This window comes from Streptomyces sp. NRRL S-244, assembly GCF_000717915.1.
Lineage (GTDB): Bacteria > Actinomycetota > Actinomycetes > Streptomycetales > Streptomycetaceae > Streptomyces.
Map to the genome: position 1 here is coordinate 16430 of NZ_JOCX01000022.1, position 15071 is coordinate 31500.

14 protein-coding genes are annotated in these 15071 nt (G+C 73.5%); 8 read left to right on the forward strand and 6 right to left on the reverse strand.

Annotation, left to right across the window (positions count from 1 at the left end; all coding sequences use genetic code 11):
• Window positions 1–127: 127 nt before the first annotated feature.
• Window positions 128–502, forward strand: coding sequence for a cupin domain-containing protein (locus IF02_RS0124240; protein ID WP_051696502.1), 375 nt, complete (start codon window positions 128–130; stop codon window positions 500–502).
• A 25-nt stretch (window positions 503–527) separates the two neighbouring features.
• Here IF02_RS0124240 and IF02_RS0124245 read toward each other — a convergent pair whose 3' ends face one another.
• Window positions 528–1973: a WGR domain-containing protein gene (locus IF02_RS0124245; protein ID WP_030160293.1), complete on the reverse strand. Its 1446-nt coding sequence runs from the start codon at window positions 1971–1973 to the stop codon at window positions 528–530.
• A gap of 91 nt (window positions 1974–2064) precedes the next feature.
• Here IF02_RS0124245 and IF02_RS0124250 point away from each other — a divergent pair, with 91 nt between their 5' ends.
• Together IF02_RS0124250 and IF02_RS0124255 are read left to right on the forward strand one after the other, a co-directional pair.
• The gene (locus IF02_RS0124250; protein ID WP_030160294.1) at window positions 2065–2718 is read left to right on the forward strand and encodes a uridine kinase; all 654 of its coding nucleotides are present in this window, start codon (window positions 2065–2067) and stop codon (window positions 2716–2718) included.
• A gap of 167 nt (window positions 2719–2885) precedes the next feature.
• Window positions 2886–3530, forward strand: coding sequence for a hypothetical protein (locus IF02_RS0124255; RefSeq protein WP_030160295.1), 645 nt, complete (start codon window positions 2886–2888; stop codon window positions 3528–3530).
• 37 nt (window positions 3531–3567) lie between these two features.
• On the opposite strand, the gene IF02_RS0124260 is transcribed toward IF02_RS0124255, so the two are convergent.
• Together IF02_RS0124260 and IF02_RS0124265 are read right to left on the reverse strand one after the other, a co-directional pair.
• On the reverse strand, window positions 3568–4524 hold the full coding sequence (locus IF02_RS0124260) for a PfkB family carbohydrate kinase (protein ID WP_078622292.1): 957 nt from the start codon (window positions 4522–4524) through the stop codon (window positions 3568–3570).
• Window positions 4521–5447: a pseudouridine-5'-phosphate glycosidase gene (locus IF02_RS0124265; protein ID WP_030160297.1), complete on the reverse strand. Its 927-nt coding sequence runs from the start codon at window positions 5445–5447 to the stop codon at window positions 4521–4523. The genes IF02_RS0124260 and IF02_RS0124265 overlap by 4 nt, the downstream gene beginning before the upstream one ends.
• A gap of 81 nt (window positions 5448–5528) precedes the next feature.
• Between IF02_RS0124265 and IF02_RS0124270 the strand changes: the two genes are divergently transcribed.
• Together IF02_RS0124270 and IF02_RS0124275 are read left to right on the forward strand one after the other, a co-directional pair.
• Window positions 5529–6311 carry a class I SAM-dependent methyltransferase gene (locus IF02_RS0124270; RefSeq protein WP_030160298.1) on the forward strand — a complete coding sequence of 261 codons (783 nt, stop codon included), beginning with the start codon at window positions 5529–5531 and terminating at the stop codon, window positions 6309–6311.
• 99 nt (window positions 6312–6410) lie between these two features.
• Window positions 6411–6773, forward strand: coding sequence for a cupin domain-containing protein (locus IF02_RS0124275; protein WP_030160299.1), 363 nt, complete (start codon window positions 6411–6413; stop codon window positions 6771–6773).
• Here IF02_RS0124275 and IF02_RS0124280 read toward each other — a convergent pair.
• The 3 genes from IF02_RS0124280 to IF02_RS0124290 all read right to left on the reverse strand — a co-directional run bounded on the left by IF02_RS0124280 (window position 6763) and on the right by IF02_RS0124290 (window position 9740).
• Complete coding sequence (locus tag IF02_RS0124280; RefSeq protein WP_030160302.1) at window positions 6763–8070, reverse strand: MFS transporter; 1308 nt, start codon at window positions 8068–8070, stop codon at window positions 6763–6765. The two genes, IF02_RS0124275 and IF02_RS0124280, sit on opposite strands and share 11 nt — an antisense overlap.
• Before the next feature lie 130 nt (window positions 8071–8200).
• On the reverse strand, window positions 8201–8764 hold the full coding sequence (locus tag IF02_RS0124285) for a methylated-DNA--[protein]-cysteine S-methyltransferase (protein ID WP_030160304.1): 564 nt from the start codon (window positions 8762–8764) through the stop codon (window positions 8201–8203).
• Between the two features lie 31 nt (window positions 8765–8795).
• Window positions 8796–9740: a glycerophosphodiester phosphodiesterase gene (locus IF02_RS0124290; RefSeq protein WP_030160306.1), complete on the reverse strand. Its 945-nt coding sequence runs from the start codon at window positions 9738–9740 to the stop codon at window positions 8796–8798.
• A 268-nt stretch (window positions 9741–10008) separates the two neighbouring features.
• On the opposite strand from IF02_RS0124290, the gene uvrB reads away from it, so the two are divergent.
• From uvrB to IF02_RS0124305, 3 genes are all read left to right on the forward strand, one after another.
• Window positions 10009–12177, forward strand: coding sequence for an excinuclease ABC subunit UvrB (uvrB, locus tag IF02_RS0124295; protein WP_030160308.1), 2169 nt, complete (start codon window positions 10009–10011; stop codon window positions 12175–12177).
• Between the two features lie 86 nt (window positions 12178–12263).
• Window positions 12264–12842, forward strand: a complete 579-nt coding sequence (locus IF02_RS0124300) for a TerD family protein (RefSeq protein ID WP_030160310.1) — start codon at window positions 12264–12266, stop codon at window positions 12840–12842.
• Between the two features lie 36 nt (window positions 12843–12878).
• Window positions 12879–14918 carry a TerD family protein gene (locus IF02_RS0124305; RefSeq protein ID WP_030160312.1) on the forward strand — a complete coding sequence of 680 codons (2040 nt, stop codon included), beginning with the start codon at window positions 12879–12881 and terminating at the stop codon, window positions 14916–14918.
• Window positions 14919–15071: the final 153 nt, after the last annotated feature.

The window sequence follows — 15071 nt, forward strand, 5'->3', positions numbered from 1 at the left end:
CGCTTATCACCTTGCTGGAAATGGCGGTTGAGGTTTCGCCAACTTTCGCTGTTGTCCGGATGTCCCTCTACCGTGGGGCGTTGGGGCTGCGGTATGGCCGTGATGCCCATGGGGGAGGAGTGCATACATGGGTGGATGGCAGCCGACGGCGCGGCTCATACGATCCGTGGAGGGCGGCGCGGAGGGCCTCGCGGGCCGGGAGGTCGTCATAGAGCCCGGCGGGTGCACCGGCTGGCACTTCCACCGCGTTCCGCTGATCGCGCTCGTCAAGTCCGGGACGCTGACCCGGATCCTGCACGACAACTCGGTCGTCGTGCACCGCCCCGGCACCAGCTTCGTCGAACCGCCCGGCGCCGAACACCTCCACCTGGGCCGCAACCTGGGCACCGTACCGGTCGTGCTGTACGTGACCTGCACGCTCGCCGAGGACGAGGCCTTCTCCATACCCGCGGACGCCCCGCCCGGCGCCGAACCGTGCGCCTGCCCGGGCCGCCTTCCGTGACCCGGCCCGCAGCGGACCCTCTCGCTCAGACCAGGCGGCGTATCTCCCCACGCACCCGGTAGAACCCGCCCGAGGCCGCGTGCAGCCCGTCGACCACGTACCGGGCACCCGGCTCCCGGATCCCGCGCGGGAACTGCACGTTCCACGAGGGCTCGAATCCGCCCGACACCACCTGCACCCGCATCCGGCCGCCCTGCTGCACGCACTCCACCACCACACCGCCCGCCGGGGCCGCCGCCACCGAGACGGTCGCGACCGCCGAAGCGGAGGCCGCCGGGGTGAACACCGGCAGCGCGGCAGCCGACTTCACGTCCACGGCCGTCGGGACCGAGCCCCGCTGGGCCGCGAGGATCGCCGCCTCGCTGGCGTCCATGCAGATCAGGGACCCGTCCGTGGTGACCAGGTACAGCCGCTCGTCCAGATACTGCATGGACAGGGCCGAACCAGCGCCGGTGCCCAGCTTCCACAGCCGCTGCCCGTCGGCGTCGAAGCAGTACACCGAGGAGGCATAGTCGGCGGCGAACACATGCCGGCCGTCCGGCGAGGTCGCGCACGCGTACACGGCGGCATCGCACTGGTACGAGGCCTCCACGGCGCCCGTCGCCTTCGCCAGCCGCTGCACGGTGTGGCGCCCGGTGGCGGCATAGACCGTGCGGTCCTCCTGCCAGCCGAACAGCACCGAGCCCTTGGTCGGCGTGTGCCACAACTGCGCCCCGCCGTCGGCCGCGTACGCCGTCACACCCGTGCTGTGCCCGTGGTAGACCGAGCGCTCATCCGCCCGGACCATCCACGCGTTCGACCCCGGCGAGCGCCGCGACCACTGGAATTCGTCCTCGTGGTCGATGACCGTCAGCCCGCCGCTGCGGTCGGACACGCTCAGCACGCCCTCGTGGATGTCGAGCCAGAAGATGTCCACGTCCGCCGCGATGTCGTAGGCGCCGAAGGGCACCTTCGACGACAGGTCGTACACCGTGCCGTCGTCACAGCCCGCGTATATCCAGAACTCGTCCGCCACCAGGCATTTCACACCGTCCGGCAGCGAGTACCGGGCCAGCACCTCGCCCCCGTGGCTCAGCGTGTAGACGTCCCCCGCCTGGTTCCCCACCCAGCAGCGGTCCTCGTCCACATGGATCCCGAACGCCGAGGAGCCCGTACGGAACCGCCACAGCACCGGGGCCACCGCACGCGCCGTCGACGGCGCCGACGTGACCTGCCGGCGCGACACCGCCCGGGCCGCGCGCGCTCCCGCCACCGCCGGCGCGTACCCCTTGCGGACCTTCTCGCCGATCTTCTTGGCGGCCGCCGCCCGGGCCTTCTCGACGGTCGGGAACGAGGAGCTCTGCAGCTGGCCGTCCGCGCCGATGCGCCCGTACCGCACCGAGACGGCCGTGCCGTCCACGGTCACCTCGTAGAACTTGTGCGCCCCGCCGCCCTCTTGCGACAGCTCCAGATACGTCGTCTCGCGAGCCATGACAGACCCCTCCCCAAGGCCGGGCCAACGGCTCTTTCCCGCCGGTGATCCCTCGTGAAAAACGCTACGGCCCACCACTGACAATGGGCCCGTGCAGCTGGAAGCGATCACATGGCAGCGGATGGCCGAGCGGCTCGCCGGCCACCTCGACGAACACAAGTCGCCGGCAGAGCGGGGAACGTGGCAGCGGGTGGGCGTCGACGGCGCGCCCGCCGCCGGCACCGGCGTACTCGCCGGCCACCTTGCCGACGCGCTGCGCCTGCGCGGCCGCCCGGTCCTGGTCGTCCCGGCCGGGGGGTTCCTGCGCCCGGCCTCCCTCCGCTTCGAGTTCGGCCGCGAGGACGTGGACTCCTACCTCGGCGGCTGGTACGACACCGCCGCCCTGTGGCGCGAGGTGTTCGGCCCGACCGACCCCGGAGGCACCGGCCGCGTGCTGCCCGACCTCTGGGACCCGGCGACCGACCGGGCGACCCGCAGCCCGTACACCGAACTCCCGCCGGGCGGCGTCGTGATCGTGCACGGCCCGCTGCTGCTGGGCCACTGGTTCCCCTTCGACCTCAGCGTGCACATCCGGCTCTCCCCGGGGGCGCTGGCCCGCCGCACCGAGGAGTCCGCCCGCTGGACCCTGCCCGCCTTCGCCCGGTACGAGGCGGAGACCGACCCCGCGGCCCGGGCCGACGCGGTGGTCCGGGCCGACGATCCCCGCCACCCCGCCTGGACCGGTCTCACCGGCCCCACCGGCTGACCTCCGCGCCCCCGTCCCGTCACGGACGTACGGGATCCGCAACAACGCCATCGCGGGCCGGTGACGAACGAGATCCGGCCATCGCCCCCGGCCGCAGCCGCGCACTACGTTGACGGCACGCTTCGACGGCGGCCACCCCGGTGGCGCCTTGGCAGAGGGAGACGGCAATGGGCGGACGTGGTACGGCGGTTCGGGGTCCGAGACGGCTGCGGCGGCACGCGGCCGCCGCGCTGGTGCTCTGCGGAGCCCTGACCCTGACGGCCTGCAATGGCGACGGCGACGGTGGTGACGCGGGCGCCGCCGGTACCGGCCCCGGCGCGAGCCAGGCGAGCCCGGCGGCCACGGCCTCCTCCTCCGCCGCGCCCGGCGGAGCGGCACCGTCCACCTCCGCGGCGCCCTCGAAGAAGCCGGCCCCCACCGCGACCCCTCCGGCCAAGCCGAAGCCGCCCGCACCCGGACCCGCCTGCGCCTCCAAGGACGCGGTCTCGCCGGACGAGATCGCCGTTTACCGCTACACCCCCGAGGGCGGCCAATACAGCCTGATCGTCAAGCACGGCCACTGGGGCTGCCCCGTCGCGGGCGGTGCCACCCCCTTCGTGACCGTCGGCGAGGAGACCTACATTCCGATTGCCGAGGACGCCAAGATCGGCGCCCACGCCCCGATCCTCTCCGGCTCCACGAACAAGCCGATCAGCACGCACGAGCTCACCTCGTGGCTGGAAACCCACCCGAACAAGGGCCTGGTGTTCCACTACAACGTGAACAAGGCGGGCGTGATCGACACCCTCGGCCAGGAGGAGTACATCTCGTAGCTCCCCGTACGCGGCGCCGGCGACCGGCGGGCACCCCCTACGGGCGCCCGCCCAGCCGGGTCACCGCCCGGGCGGCCGCGCGGCACCCGGCGCGGGCCGCGTCCGCCGGGGCCGCGCCCGCGAGCCGCGCCGCCAGGAACCCGCCGGTGAACGCGTCCCCTGCGCCCGTCGAGTCCACCGCCTCGGCCGACTCCGCGGACACCTCGGCGGTCACCCGGCCCCCCTCCGCCACCAGCGCCCCGCCCGCACCCCGGGTGACCACCACCAGCGGCACCCGCCGGCTCAGTTCCGCCGCCGCCCGGGCCGCCCCGGCCGGCTCCGGCAGCCCGGCCAGCAGCCGCGCCTCGTCCTCGTTGGGCAGCAGTACGCCGATCCCCGCCACGGCATCGAGGAAGCGCTCCGGACCCAGCCCGGCCAGGAACCCCGCCGAGGCCGGGTCCACGCTCACCGGCACCCCCCGGGCCCGGGCCGCCCGCAGCGCGACCAGGGCCAGCTCGCGGCTGCTGTCGGCGAAGAAGAGGTAGCCGGACAGGTGCAGATGGGCGGCCCCGTCCAGCAGGGCCGGAGCCCAGTCCTCCGGGGTGAGCCGCAGCGCGGCGCCGCTGTCGGTGAGGAAGGTGCGCTCGGCGTCCTCGCCGACCAGCGCCACGACCGTCCCGGTGGGCTCGGCCGGATCGATCACCAGCCGCGGCCGCACCCCCGAGTCCCGCAGGCACTGCTCGTGCCACCGGGCCGATTCGGTGCCTACCCGCGCCAGGAGGCGTACCTCCGACACCCCCGAGTGGGCGGCCCAGCAGGCCGCGTTGGCCCCGGCGCCGCCCGGCAGGGTCCGGATCCGCGCGGCCGTGTCCGTGGCCGGAGTCAGCGGCTCCGGATGCACCGCCACGATGTCCGTCACCACGTCCCCGACGACCAGCAGCGCCCCGGGCGGCGCGTCCGTGGCGGACTCCGCCGCGCTGCTGGCGGCGGATGCGGCGGATGCGGGCCCCGTCACGGACGCGCCGCCCAGGCCCCCGCGATCCTGGCCCCGAGCGCCACGTTGCCCCGTACCGCCGCCAGGTTGGCCTCCAGCGAGGCCCCGCCCGTCGCCCGTACCAGGAACCCCAGCAGGAACGGGGTCACCGCCTGCCCCATGATCCCGCGCGCGTGGCACTCCTCCAGGGCCTCGGCCAGGACCCGGTCGTGCAGCGCCGGATCCAACTGCTCCGCCTCCGCCACCGGATTGGCCACCAACAGCGCCGATTCCGGGCCGCCGAGCGCATCCTGAGCAGCCATCACCGCCGCCACCTCCTCCGGGCGGTGGACGGTCCAGTCGACCGGCTCGCCGGAACTGGCCAGGTAGAACCCGGGGAAACGTTCCGTCCCGTACCCCACCACCCCCACCCCGAGCGTCTCCAGCCGCTGGAGCGTGGCCGGCACGTCCAGGATCGACTTCACCCCCGCACACACCACCGTGATCCGGGTCCGCGCCAGCAGTGCCAGGTCCGCCGACTCGTCCTGCGTCTGCGCGTACTCGCGGTGTACGCCGCCCAGCCCGCCCGTGGCGAACACCCGCAGCCCGGCCCGCGCGGCCAGGAACGCCGTCGCGGACACGGTCGTCGCACCGGTCGCGCCCGTGGCGAGCGCGGGCGCCAGATCCCGGTGGCCGAGCTTGCGCACCCCCTCGCCGCCGGCGATCCGCTCCAGCTGCGCCTTGTCGAGACCGGCGTACGCCACGCCGTCGACGACGGCGATCGTGGCCGGAACCGCACCCTCGGCGCGCACCAGCGCCTCAAGTTCCGCGCCCACGGCGAGATTGCGGGGGCGGGGCAGGCCGTGCGCGATGATCGTCGACTCCAGGGCCACGACGGGACGGCGCCGGTCGAGCGCCTCGCGGACCTCTTCGGACAGGACGGGGACCTCGGGTGATGTGTGCATGTCCCATCCATGGCACGCGATCCCCGCCCCCAAACGCCCGCCCGCCCACCGCTGCCGAACGTGTCCGAGTAGCGTTCCCGCATGAACTCCGGGGACACGCGCGCCTTCTACGACGAACTCGCCGACCGGTACGACCTCCTGTACGCGGACTGGGACGCGGGCATCACCCGCCAGGGCCGGGCACTGAACGCCCTGCTCACCACCTTCCTGGGCCCCGGCCCACACCGTGTGCTCGACAACGCCTGCGGGATCGGCACGCAGTCGCTCGGACTGGCCGCTTCGGGCCACCGGGTCACCGGGACCGACCTGAGCCCGCCCTCGGCCGCCCGGGCGGGCCGCGAGGCGGCAGCGCGCGGGCTCGCCCTGTCCACCGCCGCCGCGGACATGCGGGCCCTGCCCTTCCGGGACGGCTCGTTCGACGCGGTCGTGTGCGCGGACAACGCCCTGCCGCACCTCCTGACGGCCGACGACGTGGGCGCCGCCCTGGCCGAAACCCTGCGGGTGCTGCGCCCGGGCGGCCTGCTGCTGCTCTCGACCCGCCCGTACGGCGAACTGCGGCGGACCCGGCCGCAGAGCGACGCCCCGCACGTGCGGACCGGCCCGGACGGGCGGACCATCAGCTTCCAGCTGTGGGAGTGGCACGAGGACGGGGAGCGGTACGACCTGGAGCTGTTCCAGCTGCTGCCGTCCGGCGCGCCCGGCCGGGAGACGTGGGCCACCCGGACGTCCAAGGCCACCTACTGGGCGCTGCCCGAGGAGGAGACGGCGTTCCACGCGCGCCGGGCCGGGTTCGCCGACACGGTGTGGCACCCGGCCCAGGCCACCGGATTCCACCAGCCGGTGCTCAGCGCCCGGCGGCCGTGAGGGCGCGGACCGGCTGGACAGGTTGACCTGTCCGGCGGGCGGAGCATGGACGTTGTGGTCAGCGCGACGCGCCGGACGGGCGGATTAGGGTGACTCGGCATGAGCACCAGTGAGCACGGTCCCGCCTCGTTCGCCGTATCCGTACCGGACGCGGAACTGGAGGTCGAGGACCTCGATCCCGGTCAGATCCTCTCCGGCGAGCCCGTCGTGACGGGCAAGGTGCTGTGGGAGTCCTCCGACGGCACGCAGGTCCGCGGCATCTGGCAGATCACCCCCGGCGTGGTCACCGACACCGAGGCCGACGAGCTGTTCGTCGTGGTCAGCGGCCGCGCCACCATCGAGGTCGAGGGCGGCGAGACCCTGGAGGTGGGCCCCGGCTCCGCCTGCGTGCTCAGGGAGGGCGACAAGACCACCTGGACCGTGCACGAGACGCTGCGCAAGGCGTACCACATCAGTTACTAGCGGCCGGTGCGGCGGGAGGGGCGGCGGGGTGCCGGCGCGCGGTGAACAGGGCCAGCGCCGCCATCGGCAGCAGCAGGGCCGCGCCGATCGCGTTCAGCCAGCCGTAGCCCGCGTGGGACATGACCAGCCCGGCGGCCGCGCCGCCCACGCCCGCGCAGGTGTTCATCGTGAGGTCGCTCAGGCCCTGTACGGCGGCCCGCGCGGCCTGCGGGACCGAGTCGGTGAGCAGGGCCGAGCCGGAGACCATGCCGGCGGACCAGCCGAGACCCAGCAGGAACAGGCCGATCGCGCTCTGCGCGTGGCTCGGCCCGGCGGTGCCGGCGAGCACGGCGGCCACCGACAGCAGACCGGCCGCCAGGCCGATCACGGCCAGCCGCCCGACCCGGTCCGCGAGCCAGCCCATGACCGGGGAGAAGGCGAACATGCCGGCGATGTGACCGCTGATCACCAGGCCGACGAGCTCCAGCGTGGCGCCGTGGTGGCCCAGGTCGACCGGGGTCATCACCATGATCGAGACCATGGCGGTGTGTGACACCGCGACGGTGACCAGGGCCAGCCGCGCCCGCGGGGAGGCCTTGACGGCCGCGAACCCGGCGCGCAGCGAGCGGCCGCCCCGGGCCTGCTCCGCGGGCGAGGCCAGCGCCCGGGCGGCCAGCAGCGGGTCCGGCCGCAGGAACAGGGCGATCATCGCGCCGGTGAGGACGAAGACGGCGCCGGCCCAGACGAAGGGGCCCGCCGTCTCGGGTATGGAGGTACCGGCGAAGCTGCGGCCGGCCGGGGCGGAGAGGTTGGGGCCGAGCACCGCGCCGAGGGTCGACGCCCAGACGACGACGGCGACGGCCCGGGCCCGGCGGTCCGGGGCGGCGAGGTCGGCAGCCGCGAAGCGGGCCTGGAGGTTGGCGGAGGAGGCGGCTCCGAAGGCGGCCATGCCGAGCATCAGCAGCGGGAAGTTCTTGATCGCCGCGGCGAGGACCACCAGGCCCGCGCCGACGGCGCCGATCCCGTACCCGAGGACCAGCCCCGGTCGCCGGCCGCGCGCGGTCATCAGGGCGGCGAGCGGGAGCGAGACCGCCGCGGTGCCGATCACGGCGGCGGTGGAGGCGAAGCCGGACAGCGATTCGGTGCCGCTGACCTGCGTCGCGAGGACCGGGGCCAGGGCGATGCTGATCGGCACGCCGACGCCGCCCAGCATCTGGCTCGCGATCAGCACGCCGGAGACGCGGCGCTGGAGCCGGGGCAGGTCGGCCGGGGTCACGGGCGGGGTGGTGGGGAGGTCGGTGCCGGGTATCGCGGTCATGCCGTACACCCCCGTCGCGGCGGCGCAGGGCGGTGTACGGGCGCAGGGCGGCCGGAGGCATTGGCAGCGGCAGTAGTCACCGCGGCAGTTTCCCACCCCTTACGGCCGGACGGAACGGGGGACGCACCCCTCAGAACAGGGGCTGGGGCAGGACGCCCTCCAGGGCCAGCAGGGTGCGCTTGGTCTCCACCCCGCCGCCGAAGCCCCCGATTCCGCCGTCGTTCTCCACGACCCGGTGGCAGGCCACCACCAGCGGCAGCGGGTTCGACCCCATGGCGTTGCCCACGGCCTGGGCCGCGCCCGGCTGGCCGGCCCGGGCCGCGAGCTCCCCGTACCCGACGACCGCCCCGTACGGCACCGAGCGGTCCAGCTCCTGGAGCACCTGCCGGTTGAAGCCGGAGCTGAGCCGCCAGTCCAGCGGCAGCTCGAAGCGTTTGAGCGTGCCCCCGAAGTACGCCTTCAGCTGGCGTATCGGCTCGGCCAGCAGCACTTCCCGGCCCGGTGCCGGGTGCCAGGCGTCGGCGCCGAGCCGGGAGACGAGGGAGCCGATCATCTGGTCGACCCGGTCCGGCCCGGCATGGAACTCGACCCGGACCAGACCCTCCGGGGTCGCGGCCAGGAGCAGGGGGCCGATGTCGCTGGGGACGACGGTCCATTCGAGGTGCGGCCCGCGGGGCCGCTCGGTGCTGTCCACCCCTCCACGGTACGGGCAGGGTCGGACACCCCTAGTACGCGAAGGATCCGAGCACCGCCTGGTACACGACGTCCGGGGCGTTGGTGATGATCCCGTCCACGCCCATCCCCTGCACCTTCCGGGCCGTCGCCGCGTCGTCGACGATCCAGGTGTCCACCTCCATCGCCTTGCCGTGGGCTCCCAGCAGGCCGTGCACCGCCGCCACCCAGTCGGCCGAGATCGTGGTGTGCCACGGGTTGATCCGGTCCGTGAACTGGGCGTACTTCGGCAGGTCGGCGACGGTCGGGGTGCCCAGGAAGGCCGTCACGAGGTCCGGGCGCATGTCGTGCACGAGGCGTACGGAGTCGGCACTGAAGCTCTGTACGACCAAGCGGCGCTGCACGTGGTCCGTGTCGAGCCAGCCGGTCTCGTCCAGCACCTGGAGGGTCTGCTTCTCGATGCCGGGGTAGAGCTCGGGCTTCTTGACCTCCAGCAGCAGCCGCTGCCGGTTGCGCTGTACCCGGTCGAGGTACTCGCGCAGGGTCGGCACGCGCTCGCCCGCGAACTCCTCGCCGAACCAGCTGCCCGCGTCGAGCGTGGCGATCTCCGCCGCCGTGAAGTCCTTGACCTTCCAGGGCCCCCGGTCCGGGAACGCCTGCTCGACGTCGGTGGTCCGGGCCAGGGTGTCGTCGTGGACCACGACCAGCTCGCCGTCCTTGGTGCGCTGGACGTCGTTCTCGACCCAGTCGAAGCCCAGCCGCATCGCGAGGTCGATCGCCGCGAGCGTGTTCTCGGGGGCGTACGCCGAAGCCCCCCGGTGGGCGTACACGACCGGGCCCAGCAGCCCCGGGGCGCCGGCGGGGCCCGCGGAGCCGAAGGGGGAGGAGGGGGAGGGGGCGGAGGGGCCGGTGGCGGCGGACGAGGCCGTTCCGCCCAGCAGGGTCAGGGTGAAGCCCAGGAATGCGGCGGCGGCCGCGGCGGCGGGTCGGACGTACATGTGCGTTCTCCTCGTTTCGGGAGCCCTGTTCCTGCGTCAGACGCGTGCGGACTGGCAGACGTTGCGGTGATGCACTACACGGGGGACCTCTACGGCGATCATGCGGTTGAAGATCACCGGGCCGCCACCGAACTACGACAAACGGACCAGAAAGGAGGACTTCCGCCCCGTCCGCCGGACACGCCGGGCCGGAGCTGCCGGACCACCGCGGACCGCCGCGGACCCGCGCGGCTGCGTGAGTGTCAGTGGGGGGTCGTACGGTGGACTCATGCGGCCCGTATCGAAGATCGAACGCACGGTGGCGCCTTTCGAGGTCGTCAGCCCCTACCAGCCCAGCGGCGACCAGCCGGCGGCCATCGCCGAGCTGGAAAAGCGCATCCGTGCAGGTGAGAAGGATGTCGTCCTGCTGGGTGCGACCGGCACCGGCAAGTCGGCGACCACCGCCTGGATGATCGAGAAGCTCCAGCGCCCGACCCTGGTGATGGCGCCGAACAAGACGCTCGCCGCCCAGCTGGCGAACGAGTTCCGCGAGCTCCTGCCGAACAACGCCGTCGAGTACTTCGTCTCGTACTACGACTACTACCAGCCCGAGGCGTACGTACCGCAGTCGGACACCTACATCGAGAAGGACTCCTCGATCAACGAGGAGGTGGAGCGGCTGCGCCACTCCGCGACCAACTCGCTCCTCACCCGGCGCGATGTGATCGTCGTCGCCTCCGTGTCCTGCATCTACGGCCTCGGCACCCCGCAGGAGTACGTCGACCGGATGGTCCCCCTCAAGGTCGGCGAGGAGATGGACCGGGACCAGCTGCTGCGCCGCTTCGTCGACATCCAGTACACGCGCAACGACGTGGCCTTCACCCGCGGCACCTTCCGCGTGCGCGGCGACACCATCGAGATCTTCCCGGTCTACGAGGAACTGGCCGTCCGCATCGAGATGTTCGGCGACGAGATCGAGGCCCTCTCCACGCTGCACCCGCTGACCGGCGAGGTCATCAGCGAGGACCGCGAGCTGTACGTCTTCCCCGCCAGCCACTACGTCGCCGGCCCCGAGCGCATGGAGAAGGCGGTCCGCGGGATCGAGGCGGAGCTGGCCGAGCGCCTCGCCGAGCTGGAGAAGCAGGGCAAGATGCTGGAGGCCCAGCGGCTGCGCATGCGCACCACGTACGACCTGGAGATGATGCGCCAGATCGGGTCCTGCTCCGGCATCGAGAACTACTCGCTGCACATGGACGACCGCGAGCGCGGCTCCGCGCCCAACACCCTCATCGACTACTTCCCCGAGGACTTCCTCCTCGTCATCGACGAGTCGCACGTCACCGTGCCGCAGATCGGCGCGATGTACGAGGGCGACGCCTCGCGCAAGCGGACCCTGGTCGACCACGGCTTCCGGCTGCCCTCCGCGCTCGACAACCGGCCGCTGAAGTGGGAGGAGTTCCAGGAGCGGATCGGCCAGACGGTCTACCTGTCGGCGACCCCCGGCAAGTACGAGCTCTCCCGCGGCGACGGATTCGTCGAGCAGATCATCCGCCCCACCGGCCTCATCGACCCCGAGGTCGTGGTCAAGCCCACCGAGGGGCAGATCGACGACCTGGTCCACGAGATCCGGCAGCGGGTGGAGAAGGACGAGCGCGTCCTGGTCACCACCCTCACCAAGAAGATGGCCGAGGACCTCACGGACTACTTCCTGGAGCTCGGCATCCAGGTGCGCTACCTGCACAGCGACGTCGACACGCTGCGCCGCATCGAGCTGCTGCGCGAGCTGCGCGCCGGCGAGTACGACGTCCTGGTCGGCATCAACCTGCTGCGCGAGGGCCTCGACCTGCCCGAGGTCTCGCTGGTGGCGATCCTCGACGCCGACAAGCAGGGCTTCCTGCGCTCCGGGACCTCCCTGATCCAGACCATCGGCCGCGCGGCGCGCAACGTCTCGGGCCAGGTCCACATGTACGCGGACAGCATCACCCCGGCCATGGCCCAGGCGATCGACGAGACCAACCGGCGCCGGGAGAAGCAGGTCGCGTACAACACGGCGAACGGGATCGACCCGCAGCCGCTGCGCAAGAAGATCAACGACATCGTCGCCACCATCGCCCGCGAGGAGCTGGACACCGAACAGCTGCTCGGCACCGGGTACCGCCAGGGGAAGGACGGCAAGGGCGCCAAGGCTCCCGTGCCCGCGCTCGGCGTGGTCAAGGCGGGCCAGGTCACCGTGGGCGGCAAGGCGGTCAAGGGCGCCAAGGCGGCCAAGGCCGCTAAGGACGCCGCCGTGCTGACGGACCGTCCGGCCGAGGAACTGGCGGCGCTCATCGAGCAGATGACCGAGCGGATGCGCGGAGCGGCCGCCGAGCTCCAGTTCGAGGTCGCGGCCCGGATCCGCGACGAGGTGGGCGAGCTGAAGAAGGAGCTGCGACAGATGAGGGAAGCGGGCCTCGCCTGACCCGGAGCCGGTCAGTAGGGTTGGCGGCAGCCGCAGGTACACATGCGCACCCACATCGGGGGCGGGCTAGGGAGAGGGGACAGCGCGTGACGGTCAACATGACCAAGGGTCAGGCCATCAGTCTGCAGAAGCAGGACGGGGGCACGCTGACCGCGGTCCGGATGGGCCTCGGCTGGCAGGCCGCCAAGCGCCGCGGACTGTTCGGCTCGCGGACCCGGGAGATCGACCTGGACGCGTCGGCGGTGCTCTTCGCCGACAAGCAGCCGGTGGACGTGGTGTTCTTCCGCCACCTGCAGAGCGACGACGGCTCGGTCCGGCACACCGGTGACAACCTCGTCGGCGGCGCCGGCCAGGGCGGGGACGACGAGTCGATCCTCGTCGACCTCCAGCGCGTGCCGGTGCACATCGACCAGATCGTCTTCACGGTGAACTCGTTCACCGGCCAGACGTTCCAGGAGGTGCAGAACGCGTTCTGCCGCATCGTCGACGAGACCAACGGCCAGGAGCTGGCGCGCTACACGCTGGACGGCGGCGGTCAGTACACCGCGCAGATCATGGCGAAGGTGTCGCGCGTCGGCAGCGGCTGGCAGATGACGGCCCTCGGCAACCCGGCCAACGGCCGGACCTTCCAGGACCTGATGCCGTCGATCCTGCCGCACCTGTAAGCGGCGCCGGAACAGAACACGGGGGAGGGCTGCACGATGACGGCCGAACTGGTCCGGGGGCAGAACCACCCCCTGTCCCGGACGCGGGTGGAGATCAGGGTCTCGGCGGGCACGCCCGTGCTGGCCCTGGCCTCGGCCTGCGATGACGCCGGCCGGCTGGCCGGCCCCGAGTCGGTGGCCCACCCCGGCGCCCGGAGCCTGCCCGGACTGGAGGTGCCGGGGGCTGTGGCGGGCGAGCACCGCTTCGCCGTCGACCTCGACGCCGTCGCGCCCGCCGTGCACCGGCTCGGGGTGGTCCTCGTCCTGCCGCCCGGCGGCCCGGCGCGGTTCGGCGCGGCCCCCGCGTCGTACGTGGCCGTGGCCGACCCGGAGGGCGCCGAACTCGCCGGGTACACGCTGACCGGGCTGGACGCCGAGACCGCCGTCCTGGCCCTGGAGCTCTACCGGCGCCAGGGCGCCTGGAAGGTCCGCGCGGTGGGCCAGGGGTATGCCGACGGGCTCGGCGCGCTGCTGGCCGACGCCGGGCTGGGCGCACCGGCCGCCGTCGCCCTGGCCGTCGCCGTCGTGGGAGCGGCCGCGCGGGACGAGGCCACGCGCGCGACCGCGCCCGTGCCCACCGGCGCCGTCCCCGGGGTCCCGCTCGGCCTTCCGCAGCCGCAGGACGGGCCCGCCCCGGCGGCTCCCGGGCAGCCGGAGCCGGTCCCGGTCTCCGGAGCCCCGTACGCCGGTACGCCGGGCCCCGCGTCCGGGGACGCCGGCGACGGCCCGCCGACCCTGAACGAACCCGCACTCGACGCACCGACACTCAACGCACCGACACTCGACGCACCGACACTCGACGCACCGACACTCAACTACGTGCACCCGCGGCGGCGGCGCAGCACCACCGAGCCGCCCGAACCGGCGCCGCGGCCCGCCGAGCCCGCGCAGCCCGGCCGGCCCCCCGCCCCGGTCGCGGGCGACGCGAGCGGCTGGTCCCTGGAGGAACGGCTCTACAACCAGGTCTGGGGCATGTTCGAGGACCTGGCCCGGTCGGTGGCCGCCTACCGCAGCGCCTGCGACTTCGCCGAGTCCCGGATGGACCGCGAGCTCGACGAGGCGCTGTCCGACCCCCGCCACCGCCTCGCGGGCTCCGGCAACGCCGCCCGCGACGCGGCCCGCGCCCGCCACGACGAGCTCGTCGCCCAGGCCAAGGCCGTGCTCGACCGGGACCTCGCCCAGCTGATCGCCGAGTCCGAGGTGGTCGAGCCCGCGCTGCCGGCCCCGTACGCCCGCTGGGCCAACCCCGTCTGGCACGGGCACGGGGTTCCCGAGGAGCCCCCGATGGCCCTGCGCCTCGGCGACCTGCACCTGCCCGAGCGGCCCGACCTGCGCATCCCCATGCTGGTGCGGGCCCCGCTGGAGCGCGGGCTGTGGATCGACAACGGCCGCACCGGCTCCGAGGCCGCGATGACCATGGACACCGACCGGCTGCGCCGGGCCGCCATGGACATGGCCGTCGCCCACGCGGTCCGGCTGCTCGCGGTCCACCCCGGCGACCGGTTCTCCGTGCACGTCATCGACGCGGCCGGGGCGGGGGCCGCCTCCCTGGCGCCGCTCGTCGCGGCCGGGGTGCTGGCCGGGCCGCCCGCCGCCGGGGCCTCCGGGGTCACCCGGACCCTGGAGGCGCTGACCCGCCGGGTGGACCTCGTACAGATGGCCGTGCGGGCCGGAGCCCCCGAGGACCTGCCGCCCGATGTGGACCTCGCCGACCAGCTGCTGATCGTGCACGACTTCCCGCACGGGTTCGACGACCGGGCCGTCACCCGCCTGCGCTACCTGGCCGACGAGGGTCCGGCGGTCGGCGTGCACCTGCTGATGGTGGCGGACCGGGACGAGGCCTCGGCGTACGGGCCGCTGCTGGATCCGCTGTGGCGCTCGCTGATGCGGCTCTCGCCGGTGCCGGACAACCACCTCGCCGATCCGTGGGTCGGCCACGCCTGGACCTTCGAGCCGGACCTGCCGCCGGCGGGCAGCCGGGTCCTGGACCGGACCCTGGAACGGATCGCCGCCACCCGGCGCGATGCCCGCCCATGACCGTCCCTTGGTCTTCTCTTTACCTTTCCCCGGTCTGACGGGTACCCTGGGCACGCGGAGGGGAGTATTCCTGCTTTCCTGCTACGGCGTACCCGTCAATACGGACCAGTCGGTCCCGGGGCGCCGGCCCACGGCCTCCAGGCCGCCCGGGTG

Bases quoted from the DNA above. Each gene is read 5' to 3' on its own strand.
- IF02_RS0124240 (WP_051696502.1), top strand. From the start codon at position 128: ATGGGTGGATGGCAGCCGACGGCGCGGCTCATACGATCCGTGGAGGGC.
- IF02_RS0124245 (WP_030160293.1), bottom strand. From the start codon at position 1,973: ATGGCTCGCGAGACGACGTATCTGGAGCTGTCGCAAGAGGGCGGCGGG.
- IF02_RS0124255 (WP_030160295.1), top strand. From the start codon at position 2,886: ATGGGCGGACGTGGTACGGCGGTTCGGGGTCCGAGACGGCTGCGGCGG.
- IF02_RS0124265 (WP_030160297.1), bottom strand. From the start codon at position 5,447: ATGCACACATCACCCGAGGTCCCCGTCCTGTCCGAAGAGGTCCGCGAG.
- IF02_RS0124270 (WP_030160298.1), top strand. From the start codon at position 5,529: ATGAACTCCGGGGACACGCGCGCCTTCTACGACGAACTCGCCGACCGG.
- IF02_RS0124275 (WP_030160299.1), top strand. From the start codon at position 6,411: ATGAGCACCAGTGAGCACGGTCCCGCCTCGTTCGCCGTATCCGTACCG.
- IF02_RS0124280 (WP_030160302.1), bottom strand. From the start codon at position 8,070: ATGACCGCGATACCCGGCACCGACCTCCCCACCACCCCGCCCGTGACC.
- IF02_RS0124290 (WP_030160306.1), bottom strand. From the start codon at position 9,740: ATGTACGTCCGACCCGCCGCCGCGGCCGCCGCCGCATTCCTGGGCTTC.
- uvrB (WP_030160308.1), top strand. From the start codon at position 10,009: ATGCGGCCCGTATCGAAGATCGAACGCACGGTGGCGCCTTTCGAGGTC.
- IF02_RS0124305 (WP_030160312.1), top strand. From the start codon at position 12,879: ATGACGGCCGAACTGGTCCGGGGGCAGAACCACCCCCTGTCCCGGACG.